The sequence below is a fragment of the Bifidobacterium goeldii genome (assembly GCF_003951095.1).
Taxonomy (GTDB): domain Bacteria; phylum Actinomycetota; class Actinomycetes; order Actinomycetales; family Bifidobacteriaceae; genus Bifidobacterium; species Bifidobacterium goeldii.
Genome location: NZ_QXGL01000001.1, coordinates 418491 through 438872 on the forward strand (window position 1 = coordinate 418491; position 20382 = coordinate 438872).

Annotated in this window: 18 protein-coding genes; 7 read left to right on the plus strand and 11 right to left on the minus strand. The window is 60.0% G+C overall.

Features of this window, described 5'->3' with window-relative positions:
• Nucleotides 1–165: 165 nt before the first annotated feature.
• Nucleotides 166–1854: a DNA polymerase III subunit epsilon gene (locus D2E25_RS01960; RefSeq protein ID WP_241216920.1), complete on the plus strand. Its 1689-nt coding sequence runs from the start codon at nucleotides 166–168 to the stop codon at nucleotides 1852–1854.
• Between the two features lie 247 nt (nucleotides 1855–2101).
• On the opposite strand, the gene D2E25_RS01965 is transcribed toward D2E25_RS01960, so the two are convergent.
• From D2E25_RS01965 to D2E25_RS01975, 3 genes are all read right to left on the minus strand, one after another.
• Entirely contained in the window at nucleotides 2102–2845 is a 744-nt protein-coding gene (locus D2E25_RS01965) for a DedA family protein (RefSeq protein ID WP_125979353.1), read from the minus strand.
• A gap of 35 nt (nucleotides 2846–2880) precedes the next feature.
• Nucleotides 2881–3957, minus strand: coding sequence for a sensor histidine kinase (locus tag D2E25_RS01970; RefSeq protein ID WP_164514660.1), 1077 nt, complete (start codon nucleotides 3955–3957; stop codon nucleotides 2881–2883).
• 83 nt (nucleotides 3958–4040) lie between these two features.
• Nucleotides 4041–4772, minus strand: a complete 732-nt coding sequence (locus tag D2E25_RS01975) for a response regulator transcription factor (RefSeq protein WP_125979355.1) — start codon at nucleotides 4770–4772, stop codon at nucleotides 4041–4043.
• A 92-nt stretch (nucleotides 4773–4864) separates the two neighbouring features.
• Here D2E25_RS01975 and D2E25_RS10645 point away from each other — a divergent pair, with 92 nt between their 5' ends.
• Nucleotides 4865–5479 (plus strand): ABC transporter permease, encoded by a 615-nt coding sequence (locus tag D2E25_RS10645; RefSeq protein WP_125979356.1) that lies wholly within the window; start codon nucleotides 4865–4867, stop codon nucleotides 5477–5479.
• Between the two features lie 39 nt (nucleotides 5480–5518).
• Here D2E25_RS10645 and D2E25_RS01985 read toward each other — a convergent pair whose 3' ends face one another.
• From D2E25_RS01985 to D2E25_RS02010, 6 genes are all read right to left on the minus strand, one after another.
• A complete protein-coding gene (locus D2E25_RS01985; RefSeq protein ID WP_125979357.1) occupies nucleotides 5519–8023 on the minus strand; it encodes an excinuclease ABC subunit UvrA in 2505 nt (834 codons plus the stop codon).
• Between the two features lie 71 nt (nucleotides 8024–8094).
• Nucleotides 8095–9459 (minus strand): MATE family efflux transporter, encoded by a 1365-nt coding sequence (locus D2E25_RS01990; RefSeq protein WP_125979358.1) that lies wholly within the window; start codon nucleotides 9457–9459, stop codon nucleotides 8095–8097.
• Between the two features lie 43 nt (nucleotides 9460–9502).
• Complete coding sequence (locus tag D2E25_RS01995; RefSeq protein WP_241216921.1) at nucleotides 9503–9709, minus strand: zinc ribbon domain-containing protein; 207 nt, start codon at nucleotides 9707–9709, stop codon at nucleotides 9503–9505.
• 174 nt (nucleotides 9710–9883) lie between these two features.
• Nucleotides 9884–10201 carry a hypothetical protein gene (locus D2E25_RS02000; protein ID WP_125979360.1) on the minus strand — a complete coding sequence of 106 codons (318 nt, stop codon included), beginning with the start codon at nucleotides 10199–10201 and terminating at the stop codon, nucleotides 9884–9886.
• Nucleotides 10202–10259: 58 nt separating this feature from the next.
• The gene (dtd, locus tag D2E25_RS02005; protein ID WP_125979361.1) at nucleotides 10260–10742 is read right to left on the minus strand and encodes a D-aminoacyl-tRNA deacylase; all 483 of its coding nucleotides are present in this window, start codon (nucleotides 10740–10742) and stop codon (nucleotides 10260–10262) included.
• Nucleotides 10743–10806: 64 nt separating this feature from the next.
• A complete protein-coding gene (locus tag D2E25_RS02010) occupies nucleotides 10807–11430 on the minus strand; it encodes a TetR/AcrR family transcriptional regulator (RefSeq protein WP_164514661.1) in 624 nt (207 codons plus the stop codon).
• Nucleotides 11431–11576: 146 nt separating this feature from the next.
• Here D2E25_RS02010 and D2E25_RS02015 point away from each other — a divergent pair, with 146 nt between their 5' ends.
• Both D2E25_RS02015 and D2E25_RS02020 read left to right on the plus strand, forming a co-directional pair.
• Nucleotides 11577–13094, plus strand: coding sequence for an MFS transporter (locus D2E25_RS02015; protein WP_125979363.1), 1518 nt, complete (start codon nucleotides 11577–11579; stop codon nucleotides 13092–13094).
• Nucleotides 13095–13300: 206 nt separating this feature from the next.
• Nucleotides 13301–13804, plus strand: coding sequence for a GNAT family N-acetyltransferase (locus D2E25_RS02020; RefSeq protein ID WP_125979364.1), 504 nt, complete (start codon nucleotides 13301–13303; stop codon nucleotides 13802–13804).
• Nucleotides 13805–14014: 210 nt separating this feature from the next.
• Here D2E25_RS02020 and D2E25_RS02025 read toward each other — a convergent pair whose 3' ends face one another.
• Nucleotides 14015–15277 (minus strand): HipA family kinase, encoded by a 1263-nt coding sequence (locus tag D2E25_RS02025; protein WP_125979365.1) that lies wholly within the window; start codon nucleotides 15275–15277, stop codon nucleotides 14015–14017.
• 426 nt (nucleotides 15278–15703) lie between these two features.
• Here D2E25_RS02025 and D2E25_RS02030 point away from each other — a divergent pair, with 426 nt between their 5' ends.
• Nucleotides 15704–16366: a TetR/AcrR family transcriptional regulator gene (locus D2E25_RS02030; protein ID WP_125979366.1), complete on the plus strand. Its 663-nt coding sequence runs from the start codon at nucleotides 15704–15706 to the stop codon at nucleotides 16364–16366.
• 150 nt (nucleotides 16367–16516) lie between these two features.
• Nucleotides 16517–17788, plus strand: a complete 1272-nt coding sequence (locus D2E25_RS02035; RefSeq protein ID WP_125979367.1) for an MFS transporter — start codon at nucleotides 16517–16519, stop codon at nucleotides 17786–17788.
• Between the two features lie 76 nt (nucleotides 17789–17864).
• On the opposite strand, the gene D2E25_RS02040 is transcribed toward D2E25_RS02035, so the two are convergent.
• Nucleotides 17865–19127, minus strand: a complete 1263-nt coding sequence (locus D2E25_RS02040) for a HipA family kinase (protein WP_125979368.1) — start codon at nucleotides 19125–19127, stop codon at nucleotides 17865–17867.
• Between the two features lie 373 nt (nucleotides 19128–19500).
• Between D2E25_RS02040 and D2E25_RS02045 the strand changes: the two genes are divergently transcribed.
• Entirely contained in the window at nucleotides 19501–20379 is an 879-nt protein-coding gene (locus D2E25_RS02045; protein ID WP_241216923.1) for an Abi family protein, read from the plus strand.
• The last annotated feature ends 3 nt before the right edge of the window (nucleotides 20380–20382 follow it).

Sequence of the window (20382 nt, forward strand, 5' to 3'; positions counted from 1 at the left end):
GTCGCCGCGTTCGTCGCGCGTATCAGCGAACTCAATCAGCGGTTCGCAGATCGCTGACGCGGCAGTCCCACGTCGACCCCCGCGCGACGCGTATGTGCTATCCCGCGAATGAAATCCGCGTGAACCGAACCGAAACGTCGGCATCGACGCACTACGATGGGAGGCATGGGGATTGATTCCATGGATAGCAGTAGCGAAAATCAAAACAACAACACAAACGACAATACGAACGATATCGAACAGCGCATCGAGAGGAGCGCGGCCGCACTCGACCGCTCGTGGGTGACGCGCGCGAAGGACACCATCGGCCAGTGGGCGTACATCATGCTGCGAGACGCCGACGACCACGACATCGACTGGGATTGGGTACGTGGCCTTGATCTCGAGCACGGCATCGGAGTGGCCGAACCGGCCGATCTGGAGCCGGGAGCCGCAAGCAATGCGCACGATCTGCTTAAAGAGGATCTTGCGATCCGCGACCGGCTCGAGGCGATCATCGCGAAGATGAGCATGACGTTCATGCGCGATTTCGACCGCCGCATCAAAACATACGAGCTGCCGCGCGCGCTCGCGTACGCGGATCGCAGGCTCACCGACCAGATCGACCTGTTGCGCGACCGCGGCGTGGCCGAAGGGTTATGGACGATCACTGATGAGGAGCGCGAGCGTGTCACTGTGCCCGTATTGCATGCGGTCGAGAACGGACCCTTTACCGACGATGATCTGGCTGATATCCAAGATCACACGGCTGAGATTGTCAATACGCGCGCCGAGAAGCGCAAGGCTGACCGCGAAAAACGCGAGGCCGCACGGCACGAAAAGCAAATGGCCCTATTCGAGGCAGACGAGAAGCATTACGGTTCCATTGAAGCTGGACCGGACGAATCAGCGCCCGCAGATTCCAGCTCAGATGCCAACAGCGCGGATGATTTAGTTGAAGGTCAGCAAATCATTAACGATGATAATCCGGCTGTACCAGGCACTGAACAGGTGAACGCAGATGAGACTGCCGTGCCGGAAGCTCGTTTCGAACGTTCGCGTCATAGCGCAGCACAACATGTCGCCGCGCACACCGCTGCAGCGCCGAAGGACTATTGGCGCGAAGCATACTTGCCGGGCCGTGACGTGGACAAGGTGATGGGCATCGACTTGGAGACGAATGGTACTGAACCGTATCGTGCGTACATTATCGATGTTGGTTTTGAATACATGAATATGAAGTCGCCGCGCCCAGCTGAGGCTGCTGGCAGTACGTACGCGTATGACAAGGACTATTACGAATCTGGTGATGCTTACGATCAGCATCGTTTCTCATTTGGTGTAACTCCTGAAGCAGCTAAGCATGGTAACGCGTTTATTATTCAGCTGACTGGCATTGATATTAGCCAGCGGACAGGTAGCGAGTTCCCATTATTGGACGAGGATCCAGCTGCGCAAGCTGATCTGCTCAAGCGACTTACCGCACAACCGTTCGTCGCACACATGGCGACGTTCGAGCATAGTTTCTTTATGCTCAATGTGGCAGGGTATGCGGAAGCCTACCGCAATGGTCATGTGACGATTATTGATACGTTGCCGATGAGCCGCTTGTGGGATGAAGGATCAGTGCCGTGCGAAGGCCACCCGGATGGTGATAATACGCTGGACGCGTACGCAAAGCGTCAAGGCGCACTGCGCGAAGATGACGCAGAACGTCATTTAGGCCTTGAAGACACGCATATCATGCTGCTAGCTATGAAACATCATTTGACTGCGCTCAAGGCTGAGGCGCGTGGCCCATGGGGTCCAGGCGGTAAGGCTGGTATCGGAGGCAAGCGCATCATCAACTATCGTCGGCATAACTGGCGGCGGTAACCCTTTCCGGTCCGGATGCGCGGTCCCCCGCGAGATCCGGCATCGGCAACGCCAGACATAAACGTCATAAACGTCACTGAGTGCGCGCAATCACGACATACGCGCGCACTCAGTGACGTTTTTGGTATCGTAACCGTCACTCGGTGCGCGCACGTATCGTGTTCGCGCGCATTGAGTGACGATAACGGGGTGCCGACGGACGCCGAACGACGGACGCCGACGAACGACGACCGGGGATGACCGCGACTCAGCGCGCAACGCGCATGCGCGAGCGCACCTTGACGACCACATACCATGCGAACAGCACGATGATGACCGCCGCGACCGCGTATTGGAACCGGTCGAGCACGCCGAGGATGCCGCACCACTGCGAGCCCAGCAGATAGCCGGCCATGACGAGGATCGTGTTCCATACAAGCGAGCCGAATGCGGTGAGCAGCATGAAGCGCAGTAGATTCGTGCGAGCGATGCCGGCGGGGATGGAGATCAGCGAGCGCACGATCGGGATGACGCGGCCGATCAGCACCGACCATGATCCGTAACGCGCGAACCAGTTGTTCGCCTTATCGATATCGCTCGCGTCGGTGAGCGGCATGAGGTCGAACAGGCGGCGCATACGATCCGCTCCGATCGCATAGGCAATGCCGTACAGCACGAGCGCGCCGACAACCGAGCCGAGCGTCGCCCCGCCGATCGCCTCGAACAGGGTCATGCGGCCTTGCGCGGCGGTGAATCCGGCCAACGGCAGGATGACCTCACTGGGGATGGGCGGGAACAGATTTTCAAGGAAGACGGCCACTCCGGTGCCGAGCCAGCCCATCGTGGACATGAGGCCGACAAGCCAGTCGGTGATCGCGCCGATGAAACCGCCGGTGGAGACCGGGCAGGAGGAGATGACGGGCGTGGCGACTGCCGACGCGGCGGCAGCCTGCACAGTGACGGTGGCGGTCTGTGCAAGTGTTGGCGTGGTGGCGATAACTGTAGTGATCATGGCAGTAACGCTACGGCACGCCCGCTTAGGTTGCGCTAAGCCTCGCTCTTCTCCGCTCCGGCTTCCGCCCCAGCCTCCATCCCGGCTTCTGCCCCAGCCTCTACAAGCGGCAGGGTGATGAGCATCGTCGTACCGGCCGGCGAGGTGGATTCCACATCGAGCGTGCCGCCGTAGCGGGTCGCCACATCGCGGGCGAGCGCCAATCCCAGACCGTATCCCTGGTGCGCGGTGCCGTCGTCGTCGCGCGCGAAGCGGCGGAACAGGCGTTCGGGATCGTCTCCGATGCCTTCGCCGTGATCGGTCACGCGGATGGCGGCCGCGTTGCCGTGGTGCAGGAATCCGAGCGAGACGGTGACCTCCGAGTCGGCGGGCGCGTGGGCGATCGCGTTGTCGAGCACGGCGACCACGCATCGCGACAGGCCGACCGCATTGCCCTGCACGACGAAATGCGCGGGATCGCCGTCGATGCGGGTTTCGAGTCGAACCGCACGTTCATCGGCGAGCGGGCGCACGGCATCGACGGATTGGGCGATCGTGGTCGCGAGCATCACCGGTTCGGTGTTGACCGCGCCGCGTGCCGCGACGAGCAGGTCGGTCAGAATCGCGTTCATACGGTCCACGTCGGCGCGCAGATCGTCGATCGCGCCGTCGATCGGCTGGCCGTGCGCGCGGCGGAAATCGATAAGGTCGATGCGCGTGGAGATCACGGCGAGCGGCGTTTTCAATTCATGGCTGGCGTCGGCGACAAAATGCTTCTGCAGTTCGAATGCCTGCTCGAGCGGCGCTACCTCCTTATGCGAATAATGCCGGCCGATCACAGCCACGGCCGCCACCACGCCGACGACGAACAGCAGCGTGAACGCGATCGCCTTGCGCGTGTCGATGACCATCATGCCGGAGCCGAACTGCTCGGTCACCGACATGCTGTTCGGGTCGAGACCGCGTTCGACGAATTCATGACGGGATCCGAGCAGCACACCGGCCGCGAACAGGATACCGCCGATGACGGTGACGGCGGCCATCGCGATGGTCATGCGCAGGCTGATCAGCCCGGCGACGCTGCGACGACCGCGACGCTCCTCCGTCCGGCTACGGCCCTTATGGATATTCATGGTTCGCTCCCCTGCGATTGCGTTCCCGTTTCCCGCGGATACGCACGGCATCCCACGATACGCGCCGTGCTTGCGCGTATGTTTCACTCCTGCGGATTGCCGATGCGGTAGCCGCGCCCGCGCACGGTGTCGATGATCGCGCGCGTGGTCTTGGCGCGCACGTACGAGACGTACACGTCGACCGCGCCAATGTCGCTGCCGGCCGAGAACACGTTCGCCAGCAGCTCCTCGCGGCCGAACACGTGTTCGGGGGATGCGGCGAGCGTGGCGAGCAGTCGCGTTTCCGTTTCGGTGAGCGAGACCATATGCCCATCCGGGTCTTCGATGCCGTTCACGCCCGGTTTGAGCAGCCAATCACCGATCATGACGCTTGCCGCCTGCGCGCGGAATCCCCGCAGCAGTGCGCGCAAACGCGCCTCGAGCTCGACGATGTGGAACGGTTTGGTCAGATAGTCGTTCGCCCCCGAGTCCAATCCGTTGACGATGTCGTCGACTTCGGCGAGCGCGGTCAGCACCAATGCGGGCGTGGAAACGCCACCGCCCCGCAGCTCGCGGATCAGGGACAATCCGTCGCCGTCCGGCAGGCGGCGGTCCACGATCAGCGCGTCGAATGCGGCGCCTGCCAATGCGTTCCTTGCTTCGCCCAATGTCCGCGCCCACGTCATGCGATAGTCGATGCCGAGCATCTCCCCCAGCATCGCGCCGAGGTTGCGGTCGTCCTCGATGAGCAGCACGGCGGGCAACAGCAGACGCGCGGGGTCCAGCCCGGCGCCATCGCCCTTCCGGGTTTCGTCCATATCCCCTCCGATCGTCATGTCTTCGTTATATCAGATGACGGAGCGTCTAAGACCGCTCTAAGAAACGCTAAGAAATTGGCCGGCGACACACGGCAGTAACGTACGCGGGTATGGGAAACGATGCGGTCTTGGACGCGCCTTTGTTCGAGGCGCGCGATGTGCGCTGTACGGTGCCGACGACGACAGGCGGGCACGATCATGCCGGGGGCGACCAGGGCGAGCGCACGATCTTCGATGGCGTTTCGTTCACTATCAACGCCGGCGAGATCATCGATCTGGTGGGGCCGTCGGGGTCGGGCAAAAGCAACCTGCTCACCGCGTTCGCGCGTCTCAACCCACATGCGCACGGCGTCTACGTGCTCGCGGGGCGCAACTCTTCGACGTTCACGCCGCAGCAGTGGCGGCGCGACGAGATCGACACGATGCTCGCCTTAGGGGCGAGCGCGTGGGAGGCGGCGGCACGGCCGTCGATCGTCTCGTCGATACGGCTTGGATTGCTGCCGACCACGGCGACGCTCGCATCCTGCGGCATCGTGACGATTCCGGGCATGATGGCCGGTCAGGTGTTCGCCGGCGGCGACCCGCTTGAAGCCGCCAAATACCAGTTCGTCGTGTTCGCGGCGATCGCGGCGCTGACTTTGGTGGCCGACGGCCTGATCATGACGATGGTGTATCGCACCTGCTTCACCGCGGACGACCAGTACAAGCCGCCGAGCGAACGCTGAACGTCACGCGAACGGGCGTCAGGCAGGGGCGAATCGGCGTCAGCCGTGAAGATACCGCCCGGTGATGCTGTCGGGATCGTTCGCGATCTCCTCCGGAGTGCCGCAGGCGACGATGCGCCCGCCGTGCACGCCGCCGCCCGGCCCCATGTCGATGATCCAATCGGCGTTGGCGATCATGTCGAGATCGTGCTCGATGACCACGACGGTGGCACCGGCCGCAACCAGCCGGTCGAACACGCCGAGCAGCACGCGCACGTCGAGCGGATGCAGGCCGATCGTCGGCTCGTCGAACACGAACACGGCGTCCGACTGCGCACGCCCCATCTCACTGGCGAGCTTGAGCCGTTGCGCCTCGCCGCCCGACAACGCCGGGGTCGGCTCGCCGAGCGTGAGATAGCCCAGACCAAGATCGTGCAGCGTAGTCAGGCGGGCATGCACCTTTTTGAGGTCGCCGGTCGCATGAAGCGCCTCGTCCACGCTCATCGCCATCATCTGCGGCAACGTCAGCTCGCGGCCGTCCTTGGCGCGGCGGCGGATGCGGGCCGCTTCGGGCGCGTATCGCGAACCTCGGCAGTCGGGGCATTCGATGTCCACGTCGGGCAGGAACTGCACGTCGAGCGATATCGAACCAGTACCGTCGCAGGTCGGGCAGCGCAAGCGTCCCGTGTTGTATGAGAAGTCGCCGGCCTTCCAGCCGCCTTCCTTGGCCGCCTCGCAACGGGCGAACGCGCGGCGCAGATCGTCGTGGATGTCGGCGTAGGTGGCGACGGTGGAACGCACGTTCGCGCCGATCGGCGTCGCGTCGATGAGGTTCGCCCGTTCGATGCCGTCGGCGTCAAGAGCGCGCACATGATCGGGCAGCCGCTCCCCCGCCGCACTGGCCTTCAGCGCGGGGATCAGCGATTCCAGCACCATTGTCGTCTTGCCGGAGCCGGAGACGCCGGTCACCACGGTGAGCCGGCCACGCGGAACGTCGACGTCCAACGGCCGCACGGTGTGCAATGGGCCGGTTTCCATGTGGATACGGCCCTCGTCGAACATGCGCGGCTTTTCGATGCGGTCGCGCACGCGTTCAGGTTCGTCGGCGCGCAGGAACGGTGCGATCCGGCTTTCCGGCGTCGATTCGATATCAGCAAGGCTCCCCTGCGCGATCACGTGGCCGCCTTCGCCGCCCGCCACAGGTCCCATTTCGATGAGATGATCGGCGGCCTTGAGCACGCGCACGTCATGGTCGACCACGACGACCGAATTGCCGTCCGCGACAAGATCGTGCATCACACCGAGCAGCCCGTCGACGTTCGACGGGTGCAAACCAATGGATGGCTCATCGAGCACGTACAGCACCCCGGTGGTGCGGTTGCGCACGGCACGGGCCAACTGCACGCGCTGTCGTTCGCCGGTGGACAGCGTGGAGCCTGCGCGGTCGAGCGCAAGATAGCCGAGTCCGAGTTCGAGCAGCCTGCGCGCCACGTCGAGGAACGATTCGCAGATGTTGGTGGCCATCGCCCGCATGTCAGGCTTCAGCGTATCGGGCACGCCACGCACCCACGCCACCGCATCGTCCAATGTCATCGCGCTCGCCTCGGCCAGATTCAAGCCGCGAATTTCGGGCCTGCGGGCCGCCTCGCTCAGGCGTGTGCCGCCGCAGTCATGGCATGGCTTCTCCTCGAGGAAGCGCGCCACACGTTTGAGCCCCTTCTCGTCCTTGGCCTTGGCGAGCGCGTTTTCTACCGTGTATACGGCGTTGTAGTACGTGAAGTCGAGTTCGGCGAAATCGTCGCCCTTCTTCGGCCGGTAGAGGATGTGCTTCTTGACGGCCGGCCCGTTGAAGACGATGTCGCGTTCCTTGTCCGTGAGCTGGTTGAACGGCACGTTCGTGCGCACGCCCATCGCCCCGCACACCTGCTTCATGAGGTCCCACATGAGCGAGCCCCATGGCAGTACGGCGCCGTCGTCGATGGATTTCGACTCGTCGGGCACGAGCGCGGCGCGGTTCACCTCGCGTACGATGCCGGTGCCGGAGCAGGTGGGGCATGCGCCGCCGGAATTGAATGCGAGGTCCTCGGCGCCGGGGCCGTAGAAGTCCTTGCCGCAATGCGCGCACGTGATCGGCAGTTCGGCGGCCACCGCACGCGTAGGCTGGTTGCGTGTGCCGCAATGCGGGCACATGTGCGAGCCGACGCGGGAGAACAGCAGGCGCAGGCTGTTGAGCAGTTCGCTCATCGTGCCGAAGGTGGAGCGGATGCCTGGCACGGCGGGGCGCTGGTGCAGGGCGAGCGCGGCGGGTACGTGGCGCACGTCGTCGACCTGCGCGCGGCTCGCCTGCGTGAGACGGCGGCGCGTGTACGTGGACAACGCCTCGAGATAGCGTCGTGATCCTTCCGCATACAGCACGCCGAGCGCCAGCGAGCTTTTGCCGGAGCCCGATACGCCGGCCACACCGACCAGTTCGCCCAGCGGCACGTCGACGTCGATGTTCTTGAGATTGTGCACGCGCGCGCCACGCACCTCGATGGCTGCCGGCTGGTGATTGTGCTGCCCCATGATTCACTCCCTCTGTTCATCAAACATCGTAGCCGCGCAGCACACCACATTATGAACTAGTGAGTAATAACCTACCGCTCGCGCAATCCTTGCAAGAGCTTGCGCTGGAACGGTATCGTGACCGCGCAAGACAGTACGTCACTTACCGACTGGGCCATCTCGACGCCCAATACACCGAGGAAATGCGGCAGAATAAGCACTGCGGGTGCAAGGAATAATCCCATGCGGCATACGGCAAGGAATGAGGCAATGCCGGTTTTGCCCATTGTCTGCGATGACATGTTGCCCATCATGTTCACGCCGTTGAGCGCCACCGTGACGCATTGGAAGTGCAATGCGGCCACGCCTACTTCAACTACGGCTGGATCGGAGCGGAAGATCTCAACTAATTGAGGGGCGAATATCCAAATCAGTGCGCCGAGCACGATCAGTACTATCGTCGACAATCGCACGCAGAACCAATACGCTTCTTTCACGCGGCCGTATTTACCGGCGCCATAGTTGTAACCGCACACCGGCTGGAAACCCTGTCCAAGTCCCACAATCACCGAGTTTGCGCCGAGCATGATACGCATGACGATGGCCATGCCGGCGATCGTCGCGTCGCCGAACGGGTTGGCAGCGATGTTCACGCATGTGGTGGCGATCGAACCGGCACCTTGGCGGATCAGCGAGGGCAAGCCACCCCCAAGAATTTCGCGTACGAGCAGCACGTCAGGGCGACAGTTACGCAGTGACAGTTTCATTACGCCGAACCTGCTGCTCATCGTGGTGAGAATCAGGAAGCTCACCGTTTGACAAATACCGGTTGCAAGTCCTGCACCAAAAATGCCTAAGTCAAGCACGAAAATAAAAAGCGGTGCGAGCAAAAAGTTGAGCAGTGCTCCAGTAACCAAGCCGATCATGCCAAACATTGACTGGCCTTGATATCGCAAAAGACCATTCAGTGCGAACGAGCCGCATACGCACGGAGCCGCGATAAGGATTGGCGTGAGGTAATGCACTGCGTGCGGCGCGATTGTAGGCGTAGAGCCGAGGAAGATTACTAATGGGTGCAGCGTAATAAGGCCGAAGATTGCCACGAGGAGCCCGGAAATCGTTGCTCCAGCAAATCCAACGGCAAGCAGACGCGAAGCACGCTCATTGTTTTGTTTGCCGAGTTCGCGGCTCATCGAATTGCCGGCACCGTTACCAAAAAAGAAGCCGAGCGCCTGTAACACGGTCATCACGGAGAACGCGATGCCGATAGCGCCCGACTGCGCGGTACCGAGTCGACCGATGAAGAATGTGTCAGTGAGATTGTATGCGGTGGTCACCAGATTGGAGATCACCGCTGGAAGACACAGTTTGAGAATCAGCGGTTTGACCGGGCTGCCAGTCATCTGCCGGTATTTTGCATCTGCACTCGCGCGTTTGATCGCATGAACCTCTACCACGCGGGCCATCGTACTCCCCAGCCTGACCGGTAACCGATAATCGTCAGCTCAGCAAGAAGTCAAGCACATTCATGCCAGTGCTTGTTTGCGAACGGTACAGTTCCGTATAACCGCATTGCGTGCAAGTGATGGTAATAAACCGCTTATTTTGCACGTTGAAAATTTTGGCAAAGTTGCCGCCGGTGGCTTGGAATTGATCGCTATCGTATTGAGTTCCACCGCACTTGGGGCATACGTACTGACGCTGCATGATGGTTCCTTTCGTAACACTACCTGTCTGTATTATTCCTCTGATATTGAGGGTAATCTGCGACGACAGACTCCGTCAAACAAGCGGGTATGTTGGCCTGTTTCTAGTTGCTGAAACCATAGCTGCTGTTCTCAATCAGCACTAGCGACCAACACTAGCGATCAACACTAACCGTTATTGATTTGCTTGAGATGATTGAACGCTGGTGGTGATCTGCTGTTCCACACGTTCCACGGTTTGTGACAGCAGCATATTGCCAGGCACAGTCATCAGCAGGAAGGAGAGCACCGCGGCGATGACGGCACCGATGATGCCCTTGATGATCTTCACGACGATACGGAAGACCACGTAGGCGACGGCCGCACCCACCGCCACGGTGAGCAAAGTCTGCACCGCAGAGGGCAGGCTCGCATACCAAATTGCAAAACGGTCAAACGCAGACAAGTCAAGATTCGAGAGATCAATATTCGACAGATCGATTTTTGTAAACATAACAGTAACCCCCTATTACGGTATGCGCCTATTACGGTATGCGAATACTATGCAACGGCTATTTGCGGCGCATGTCCTTGTCAGTGTCGATAACGATGGTAACCGGCCCGTCGTTGATCAGGCCGACTCGCATGTGCGCGCCAAAGCGGCCCTCGCGCACCTTCACTCCCCCAGAGCGCAATGCCTCGTTGAATTTGATCCACATGAGATCCGCATGTTCGGGCTTGCCGGCACCGATGAAGCTCGGGCGATTGCCCTTGTGCACGTCGGCGAACAACGTGAACTGGGAGATGGAAAGGATCTCGCCGCCGATGTCCTGAATGGAACGGTTCATCTTGCCCTGCTCGTCCTCGAAAACGCGCAAGCACAACACTTTGTGCGCGAGCCAGGCGATCTCCTCCTCGCCGTCCGTGTCAGATACGCCGACGAGAATCATATAGCCCGGCCCGATCTGCTGCGGTTCGAATGTTGGGTCAAGCGTCCCCAATTCGTTGACGGCATCAACACTGGCCTGAGATACACGCTGAATCACAATACGCATACGCCCGATTATGCCACGGAGTCAGCCGGCTTACGGAGTTCCGCCCGCCATTCCCGCCGGCGCTTTACTTCTTGGCGGCGATTCGCGACTGTTGCTCGTAATGATCGACGAGCGGCAGAAACAGCTCGTCAACAGTGGTGATGATGTCCGCTTCGGACAAGGGCCGCATGTCGCGCAAGATGATCGCGCGGCCGAGCTCCCCGGGCATGCGCAGCAACGATTCTGGCAGTTCACAAGTGATATCGCCACGCGCCCGCGCATTATCGATGGCCATCATAATGCTGGGTTGGTCGCTCATCATCGTACGCTCGTAGAGTTCATGCGCGCTTACGCCGAGCCAATTAGCGTAGACGCCGAATTTGGCCAGCACCATCACCGCGTCAGACTGTTTGCGGTTGAGCTGCAGGAGAATAGAGATGATGTCACCCCTGAGCGTGCCAGTGTTCGGGCGTTCGATGGCGGCGTGACTGCGATGCTGCTTCATGGCAGCCACAAACAACTCTGTGCGGTTCGACCATCGACGGTAGAGTACCGGCTTGCTAGTGAGCGCCCTAGCAGCCACGTTGTCGAAGGTAAACTCTTCGGCACTACACCTGGACAGCTGCTCCCACGCGGCCTCCAGAATGGCCGTTTTCAGAGCCTCGCCACGTCGGCGCGTCTGCTTGGGCGCAATATTTTCCGCTTCCATAATCTCATCTCCGTTCACGGCATGGGCGTCGCATCTGCACATCATTCACGTCACTGATTACAAGATACCACGGCGTTTCTTATTTGCAGCTATCTATAATGCCATGTGGTTTATAAGAAACTTGTACGTATCTTAAAGGATTGATTATGCATGATGCTGATACGGAGGGAAAGGATCTGAACCGTTCCCTAGTGTGCCTGTGCGCGGCCGAACTGGTGATGATGATCAACACCACAGCGTTCAATGTAGCGCTGCCGAATATTGCTGAGTCGCTCGGCGCGGGCATGGCTGAACAGCAGTGGATCGTTTCCAGTTACAATCTCGTGTTCGCGGCCGTGGTGCTGCTGGCTGGATTTCTTGGCGACCGTCTCGGCCATCTGAAGACCATGCTCGCAGGATTAAGCATGTTCGTCGTCGCATCCGCGATCGGCCTTATGGCTGGGAACGTGCCGGTACTACTCGTTTCAAGGTCGATCATGGGCGCTGGCGCGGGCGTGGTTATTCCGATGGGGCAGGCGCTGCTCGGCATTCTGTTTCGGGGCCCTGAATTGTCCCGCGCCATGACCGCATGGGCGATAGCCGGCACTTTGGGCGTGCCGTTTGGGCCTCTCGTTGGCGGAGCGATCACCGCAATGCTGGGATGGCGCGGTATTTTCGGGTTCGACGGCGTGGTGTTCCTCGCCGTGATCGTGGTCATCCGCATGAACGTTCCGCGGATGAACGCATCGCATGCAACCCGCTCATTGCAGATTCCGTGGATGTCGGTGGCGATGATGTTCGCCGGGTTCACGCTGTTTTCTGCCAGTCTAGTCAATGCGCAGCATGGCGTCCTGTCTGCGGATGCTTGGATTCCGATGACGGTCGGCGTTGTGCTGATCACAGGGTTCGTGCTGCATGACCGCACGTCCCGCAATCCGCTGATGGAACTCGGATTGATGAGGGATTCGTCGTTTGCCGCCTGTGCGCCGGCATTGATGATGCTGAACTTCTCGATGTACGGCATCATCTTCATCATGCCAGCCTATCTGGAGACGGTGCTGCGCCACGGCGCGCTGGTTGGCGGAATGCTGCTGATGCCGTTGGTCGTCGCGTCCATTGTGGGGTCGCGAATGAACGACTGGATCGTCTCCCGGATCGGCTCGCGCGGCACGAGCCTGCTGGCCTTGGGATGCCTGTCCGCAGGCACGCTGACGATCGGCGCCGCCATGTGTTGGCGCAACGGAGTGATGGAGCAGTCGACGGTGCTGGTCGGTCAGGTCGTTGCTGGCTTCGGCTTGGGTGCCGGTCAACCGGCGATGCTGACATGGGCCATGGGCAGAGTTCCTGCCGAACAATCCGGTGCTGGTTCCAGTTTGTTGACCGTGTTCCGACAGTTCGGCTCCATCATCGGCGTGGGCATCTTCGGCAGCATACAAAGCGGACTGTATGCCACGAAATTCCACGATCTCGCACAATCTGCCGGGCTTAATCTGCAATCCGCCGGATCCGTGGCACAGGACTTCCAACAAGCGGCCGGATTCATGGGTACAACAGGAGACCTGATGCAGCAGGCAGCCTCCCGCGCCTACGAATCCGCTATGACCGGCAGCTTCGCCACGGCTGCCATAATCATCATCGTCACTCTCGGAATCGTCGCGCTGCTATCCCGCGCAACGTCACGGTGAAGATCAGCAGATAGTGCGAGCACACACTGTCAAGACCTGCATTCCTGCGGAGAGATATGGCTCCTCACAACTTCTCAACCGCATGAGATGCGTTACGCGCCATCGAAATGACAAGGCCTCGGAATTACGAGTCCCAAGGCCCTCGACTTCGAACGGCAGTCGGCGTTGCCTTCTCATAGGGCCTGCACCTTCTACACTTGAAAATCATGCAGATCATCATCCGGGAGTATCGGCCATCCGACGCGACGGCAACGATGCAAGTTTTCCGTCGCGCTATCCTCGAAACGGCGTCGCGGGATTACGATGCAGAACAGACGCGCACGTGGGCCGGCCGAGTCGGTTCGGCCGCCGGATGGAATATCCGTCGGATGGCGGCGCATACATGGGTCGCCGCACTGGCCGGCGACGCCTGTGACGGCGATTCGCCCGATTCCACAATCGGCACTCCAATCGGTTTCATCGACGTGGACGACTCCGGATACATCGACATGTTGTTCGTCGCCCCGGCGTACGGGCGTCTGGGCGTCGCCACGTTGCTGCTTGCGCGAGTGAAGCAATTCACGGCCGACCATGGTATCGTACGTCTCACCGTCCACGCCAGCATCACCGCACATCCGTTCTTTGCCCGTCATGGATTCCGCACGGTCGAGACTCGGCATCCGACAATCGGGACTGTTTCATTCACCAACTATCTGATGACCCGTCCGTAGCGGTTGGCGGGCGGTGAGTGAAGACCTGTCTATGGCACAACTCCGAGACTGCCAATGGCGTCCGGCACGGCGATTCGAGATGGAAGCACCCCCTGAAGAGTTCCGCATGGCCGAAATAAACGAAGGTCTTGGAATCCTGGCGATTCCAAGACCCTTGATGCTACCCGACAATCACTTCGTAGACATAGGGGAGAACTTGAACTCGAACGATTATTCTTCCCCTAGCAGTCTGTCGTTAAGAATCACGGGCGCGCTCTGGATTGCGGGTTGCAGCGCGTCGAGCTGGGAGGCGAGCTTCGCCTCGTCCACCACGGGGATGTCGAGCAACGTGCGGGCAGCAGCGTGCAGGTAGTCGTTCAGCGCCTCGATACGACCCTTCTCAAGCGGATACGTCGGATCGTTCTCCAACGTAACGTCCAACGCCTTACGCAACATCTCATGCTGCGCGACCCCCATGATGGTCGCACACTGATCGCGGAACGTCATACGCGAATTCGACGGCTGACGTTCCCCCAGCACCTTCGGCGTCCACGCCCCACGCTCCCAATCGGCACGCATATCGTTCTTGAACAATGACATGTTGTGGTCGAACAGAGGTGCCGGGCCGAGGATTCTGCCAGTGCGGTTGTCGCGCAGGAACCCGTGGTTGTTGGCGTGACGGTCCTGGTTGACGATGAGCGCGTCGAACACGAGCATCGTGCGCATCGCCTCGAACGAGGCCTCGGACACCGCACGGGCAGCTGCGAGAATCTCAGGAAACGAAGCGAGCTGCGTGGCCGCATAGAACGGCACAAACGATATGTCCTTCGAATTCATCGACGGACACACCGACGCCAGCTTGCCCTTCCACCGAGCCATCCGGTAATCGACCGCGTTCACGCCGAGCTTGCGCGCCAGCTGAGAGGCGAGATACTCGGAATACGGTTCCAAGCCTGCATTCGCATACCCTTCGGAACCAGCCTTCCACAGTTCCAACCCGTTGCCAGTATGCCGCCACGCCTTCGGGAACTGCCCGTCCGTCGTCCACTCACTCGACAGGCCGATCGCATGCTTCTCGCTCGACGTGTACCCCGTATACGCCACGATGGCAAGCGTCTCATCCAACGGATTGTCATATAGATTGATATCCGCAAACCTGAGATTCTCATCGTCGCGTTCGACCCAGAACGAATCATTGACCGACAACCCCTTGCACAACTCGATGATGCCCAGCGTATCCGCGATATTCAACCCGGCCTGCGCCAAGATCTGCGCCGCGAACTCACGATTCTTCGGAATGGTCCGCCGCTCCAGCCAAGCGGTAAGCTTCGCATCATCCGGCTGAGGAGCCAACGGAAACGGCAGCAACGCCCGCTTCGACTCATCGAACCAACGAACACGGGCCTCGACCTTGCCAGCCAACAGCCCTTCACCGTACGAGGCATCGAACCGAAGCAGCGGAACATCATACAGACACAACACATAACCAGTCATATCCACCCCTCCAATCAAGCACGCATCAGTTCAGCCACAAAACGATTCCGCATGCGGACGACTGGATACAGTATAGACAAGGGCCTTGGAATCACTGGAATTCCAAGGCCCTCGATGCTATGAAGCAATCACTTCTTAGACGTTGGGGAGAACTTGAACTCGACCGACTTGCCGTACCGCAACAGCCGTCCATTCCCCCACACTTGCGCAGCCGACGGATAGTCATCCAGAAGTGAAATCGTGTCATTTCAAAAGTCATTTATCTGTCCTCAGACACATTGAATTGAGGCTCGATGTTTGCCGGTCTTTTTCATCCTGCCTTGTTGTGGATATTCAAGCACAGCGCATGATAGTCTATTAGACCATTTGACAGACCGACCGACGGTCTGTATGCTTATCGGCGTCAAGATTGAAAGGTGGAACCGCATGGCGCACAATACACATCCCAAGGAGACCGAACGACGAATCCTTGATTCCGCCCGCAGACTCTTTACTGAAAAAGGCTACGAGAAGACATCCATCCAGGACATCCTGAACGATCTGGGTCTTTCCAAAGGCGGGCTCTATCACCATTTCAAATCGAAGGAGGCGATCCTTGATCAATTGAACGCCGACGAGTGGGCCGTCACCGCGCGTCTCCTCGACGAACTCATCGAGCGTGATGACATGAGCGCGTTGGAGAAGTTGCGCGCACTCATCATTTCCGCCGTGGACGCCCCCGATCACTTGGATCTCGTTCGATCCCAGCTCGCACTGCTCAAGGATCCCGCGTTCTTCACCGCGAACATGCGCTTCTGGTCGACGGGACTGCCCGAATCCTTCCGCTCGCTCATCGACATGGGCGTGCAGGACGGCTCGATTCCCACAGCATATCCCGAGGAAGCGGCACAACTGCTCTCGCTCCTCGGCAACTACTGGCTCATGCCCTGCTTCTATCCCGCCGACCGCACCGACATGGAACGCCGTATCCGCTGCCTCGCCACGATGCTTGACGCCATCGGCGTACCGGTGTTCGACGAGACGCTCATCCTACGAGCGGTCAAAGGCCTCACAGCCCTGACGACAGAGGGGGAAGCGGCGTCCGCATAGGCCGTCCCCGGGCACGCTGGCTTGCAAATTATGGCGCCCAAGTGAAAGGACGTTTGTGCGTCCTTTGCCGTGGCGCATTTTTTATCACCATAACAGACCGACGGTCGGTCTGAATGGATGCCCATGAATACCAAGGAAAGGAATTCAATAATGACGAACACGTCCGAATACACGACTCAACCACAAAGCAGCCCAACCGCGGACCCTCTTCACGTACGCGACTTCTATCTGCTTGTCGCAGGTCTCGGCATATCGCTCTTCGCCAACCTCATGTTGCGGTTCGCCATGTCCATGTGGGTGCTTGACGAGACCGGATCGGCCGCGGCATTCGCGTCCATCCTCACAGCGAGTATCCTGCCCACGATCCTGCTCTCGCCTCTTGGCGGCGTGGTGGCGGACCGCATGAACCGCCGGACCGTCATGGTGGCACTCGATGCGCTCTCCGCCGCAACGGTGCTCGTCTGCGCCACTATCTTCTCGGCCGTCGGCTTCAACCTGGCGGCGATCGCCGTGATGCAGGTGGTGCTCGCCGTGCTCGATGCCATGGAGACGCCCACGGTGCAGGCGGCGCTGCCGCAGATGTTCCGCTCCCACGGCGAGGACGTGATGCGTCGCGCGATGGCCGTGGTGAACGTGGTGAACCAGACAAGCACGCTCGTGCCCGCCGTGATCGGCGGCGTGCTCTACGCGGCGGTGGGCGCCATGCCCATGATGGGCATCACCATCGTGGGATTCGGCACGGCCGCAGTCGTGGAGTGCTTCATCCGGCTCGGCGCCCCCGAACGCGGTGGCGATGGGCGAACCTCCGCCCTTGATGACCTTGTACGCGCCGGGCGTTTCCTCACTCGCGAACGCCCCCATGTACTGTATCTGGTGCTGCTTTGCGCCGCGCTCAACTTTCTGGTGACGGGCTATGCGGAGGTCGGTTTCCCCTACATGGTGCGGACCGTGCTGGGGTTCGACTCCACGGCGTACGGTCTTGCATACGGTCTCGTGGGAGCGTCGGGCCTGCTCGGCGCGCTCGTCGGCGGACGGATTGCAAAGTCGCTTTCCATGCGGCGATTCCCGATGGCAATCGTCGCCTTCTCGCTCACCATCCTGCCCCAGGCGCTCGTCATGGCGCTTCCCACCGGCGATGGAGCGCGCCTTGCGACGCTCACGGCGAGCACCTGCGGAACCATGGTCGCCATCACCCTCGCGAACCTCATCGCCGTGCCAGCGATCCAGATGAGCTGCCCCGAGAACATGACCGGCAAGGTGATGTCGCTCGCGCTCTCCACGAGTATGTGCGCCCAGCCTCTCGGGCAGATCGCATACGGCTGGGCGTACAGCGTTTATTCAGCGGGAGCAGTTCTGGCGATGACGTTCGTGCTGGCCGTTGCCATGTTGCCATTGGTCGCACACGTAGCGCGGAGGTTCTAGGACATGCTCCCCGTCCAAGACCATGACACTACCCGGCATTCGCCTCTTAGACATTGGGGAGATTGAACTCGTCCGATTATCCCTTCTCAAGCAGTCTGTTGTTGAGAATCGCGGGCGCGTTCTTGACCGCGGGCTGCAGTGCGTCGAGCTGCGCGGCAAGTTTCGCCTCGTCCACCACGGGGATGTCGAGCAGCGCTCGGGCCGCGGCGTGCAGATAGTCGTTCAGTGCCTCGATGCGGCCGTCCTCAAGCGGATACGTCGGATCGTTCTCCAACGTGACGTCCAATGCCTTGCGCAGCATCTCATGCTGCGCGACCCCCATGATGGCCGCACACTGGTCTCGGAACGTCATGCGCGAGTTCGACGGCTGACGTTCCTCCAGTACCTTCGGCGTCCACGCACCATGCTCCCAATCGGAGCGCATGTCGTTCTTGAACAGCGACATGTTGTGGTCGAACAGAGGCGCCGGGCCGAGGATACGACCGGTGTGGTTGTCGCGCAGGAACCCGTGGTTGTTGGCGTGACGATCCTGATTGACGATGAGCGCATCGAACACGAGCATCGTGCGCATCGCCTCGAACGATGTTTCCGACACAGCACGGGCGGCCGCGAGAATCTCCGGGAACGATGCGAGCTGCGTGGCCGCGTAGAACGGCACAAACGATATGTCTTTCGAATTCATGGACGGACACACCGACGCCAGCTTGCCCTTCCAACGCGCCATCCGATATTCGACCGCGTTCACGCTGAGCTTGTGCGCCAGTTGCGAGGCGAGATACTCGGAATACGGTTCCAAGCCCGCGTTCGCATACCCTTCGGAACCCGCCTTCCACAGCTCCAGGCCACCATCCGTATGCCGCCATGCCTTCGGGAACTGCCCACCCGTTGTCCACTCGCCCGACAGACCGACCGCATGCTTCTCACTCGACGTATACCCCGTATACGCCACGATCGCGAGCGTCTCGTCCAACGGATTGTCATACAGATTGATGTCCGCGAAATTCAGATTCTCGTCGTCGTGTTCGACCCAGAACGAATCGTTGACCGACAATCCCTTGCACAGATCGATGATGCCGAGCGTATCCGCGATGTTCAGTCCGGCCTGCGCGAGGATCTGAGCCGCGAACTCGCGGTTCTTCGGGATGGTACGCCGCTCCAGCCAAACGGCGAGCTTCGCATCATCCGGCTGAGGGGCCAACGGGAACGGCAGCAGCGTCCGCTTCGACTCATCAAACCAACGGATACGGGCCTCGACCTTGCCGGCCAACAGCCCTTCACCGTACGCGGCATCAAACCGGAGCAGCGGGGTGTCATACAGACGCAGCACATAACCGGTCATATCCGCTCCTCCAGCTCCTCCGATCAGATACCCAATGCACCGTGTTCATCACGATGCAACTCCATACGACAACGAAACTGAATACAGTGTAGACAAAGGCCTTGGAATCACTGGGATTCCAAGGCCTTCAACACTACCCGAAAATCACTTCTTAGACGTTGGGGAGAACTTGAACTCGACGATGTCGCCGGACTGTGTCGCCTCTTGCTCAGAATAGTCACACAACGTTGTGATCATCCTGCACCATCGTAGTGCAGTAAGGCCAAAATCACTGCCAGTCAAGACCAGATGCTAAATTCAATGACAACAGCAGCCTTCCACGCCTCCTTACAGTGCGCAACCCGGGAGGCTCTTTTCATTTCCGGAGGTGTCAGTGAAGCCCGCGAAAAACTTGGATGAGATGATCGAACTCATGGAGTCACGGGGCCTGACCGTACCGGATCACGATGAGATGCGCCAGATTTTGTTTGATTCCAACTACTATCGGTTGTCCGGTTATTTCCGCGCGTTTCAGATTGATCCAGCGCACGGGGACAACGACTTCAAACCGAACGTCAATGTTTCGGACTTCCTCGAACCGTGTCGACTGGACGGTGAACTACGTTCCAAGATCCTGCGGGGCACGGCTCTTATCGAGTTGACGGTACGGTCTCGTTTCGCGTATCTCATCGCCCGGAATGGCGGCGCATACTCATACGCGGACATTGACTCGTACGAGCTGATCACCAACCGCAAAGGCGTCGAGCTTCGCACTTCACTGGTTGCGAACATCCGCAAATGGATGGACATGTCGAACGAGATATGCATCCGACACTATCGGAAAGCGAGCGAACCAGTGCCGATATGGGCGGCGGTGGAGACCATGCCGTTCGATACCGTCTCACGCATGCTCAGCCTGCATAAGGACACGGAGGCGCTCAAGGAGCTGTACCGGTCGCTTGGCATACGCACCAACCTGCGCACCGCATCCGAGATCATCCACGCGATGGTCTATCTGCGCAACCTATGCTCGCATCACAGCAGGCTATGGCACCGCGAAATGGTCATCGTGCCGCCGGTCACCCGAGACATGCGCCGCCGATACCCGGACTTCGACTACAAGCAACGATCAGTCGCGCAGGCGTTGATCGCGTTGTTCTACCTGACGGATAAGATCAACGGCGACGATTCGTATTTCAATGAGCTCATTGACTTTCTTTCCGAACATCATCACTACGACGAGGGCATACATCATCCATTGCATTGGGAATAAGCA

What these genes read in the sequence shown, in the direction of transcription:
- D2E25_RS01965 (WP_125979353.1), bottom strand. Translation starts at nt 2,845, where the DNA reads ATGATCACTACAGTTATCGCCACCACGCCAACACTTGCACAGACCGCC.
- D2E25_RS01995 (WP_241216921.1), bottom strand. Translation starts at nt 9,709, where the DNA reads ATGCAGCGTCAGTACGTATGCCCCAAGTGCGGTGGAACTCAATACGAT.
- D2E25_RS02015 (WP_125979363.1), top strand. Translation starts at nt 11,577, where the DNA reads ATGCATGATGCTGATACGGAGGGAAAGGATCTGAACCGTTCCCTAGTG.
- D2E25_RS01985 (WP_125979357.1), bottom strand. Translation starts at nt 8,023, where the DNA reads ATGGGGCAGCACAATCACCAGCCGGCAGCCATCGAGGTGCGTGGCGCG.
- D2E25_RS02030 (WP_125979366.1), top strand. Translation starts at nt 15,704, where the DNA reads ATGGCGCACAATACACATCCCAAGGAGACCGAACGACGAATCCTTGAT.
- D2E25_RS02035 (WP_125979367.1), top strand. Translation starts at nt 16,517, where the DNA reads ATGACGAACACGTCCGAATACACGACTCAACCACAAAGCAGCCCAACC.
- D2E25_RS02000 (WP_125979360.1), bottom strand. Translation starts at nt 10,201, where the DNA reads ATGTTTACAAAAATCGATCTGTCGAATATTGATCTCTCGAATCTTGAC.
- D2E25_RS01975 (WP_125979355.1), bottom strand. Translation starts at nt 4,772, where the DNA reads ATGACGATCGGAGGGGATATGGACGAAACCCGGAAGGGCGATGGCGCC.
- D2E25_RS01960 (WP_241216920.1), top strand. Translation starts at nt 166, where the DNA reads ATGGGGATTGATTCCATGGATAGCAGTAGCGAAAATCAAAACAACAAC.
- D2E25_RS10645 (WP_125979356.1), top strand. Translation starts at nt 4,865, where the DNA reads ATGGGAAACGATGCGGTCTTGGACGCGCCTTTGTTCGAGGCGCGCGAT.
- D2E25_RS02025 (WP_125979365.1), bottom strand. Translation starts at nt 15,277, where the DNA reads ATGACTGGTTATGTGTTGTGTCTGTATGATGTTCCGCTGCTTCGGTTC.
- D2E25_RS01970 (WP_164514660.1), bottom strand. Translation starts at nt 3,957, where the DNA reads ATGAATATCCATAAGGGCCGTAGCCGGACGGAGGAGCGTCGCGGTCGT.
- dtd (WP_125979361.1), bottom strand. Translation starts at nt 10,742, where the DNA reads ATGCGTATTGTGATTCAGCGTGTATCTCAGGCCAGTGTTGATGCCGTC.
- D2E25_RS02020 (WP_125979364.1), top strand. Translation starts at nt 13,301, where the DNA reads ATGCAGATCATCATCCGGGAGTATCGGCCATCCGACGCGACGGCAACG.
- D2E25_RS02010 (WP_164514661.1), bottom strand. Translation starts at nt 11,430, where the DNA reads ATGGAAGCGGAAAATATTGCGCCCAAGCAGACGCGCCGACGTGGCGAG.
- D2E25_RS02040 (WP_125979368.1), bottom strand. Translation starts at nt 19,127, where the DNA reads ATGACCGGTTATGTGCTGCGTCTGTATGACACCCCGCTGCTCCGGTTT.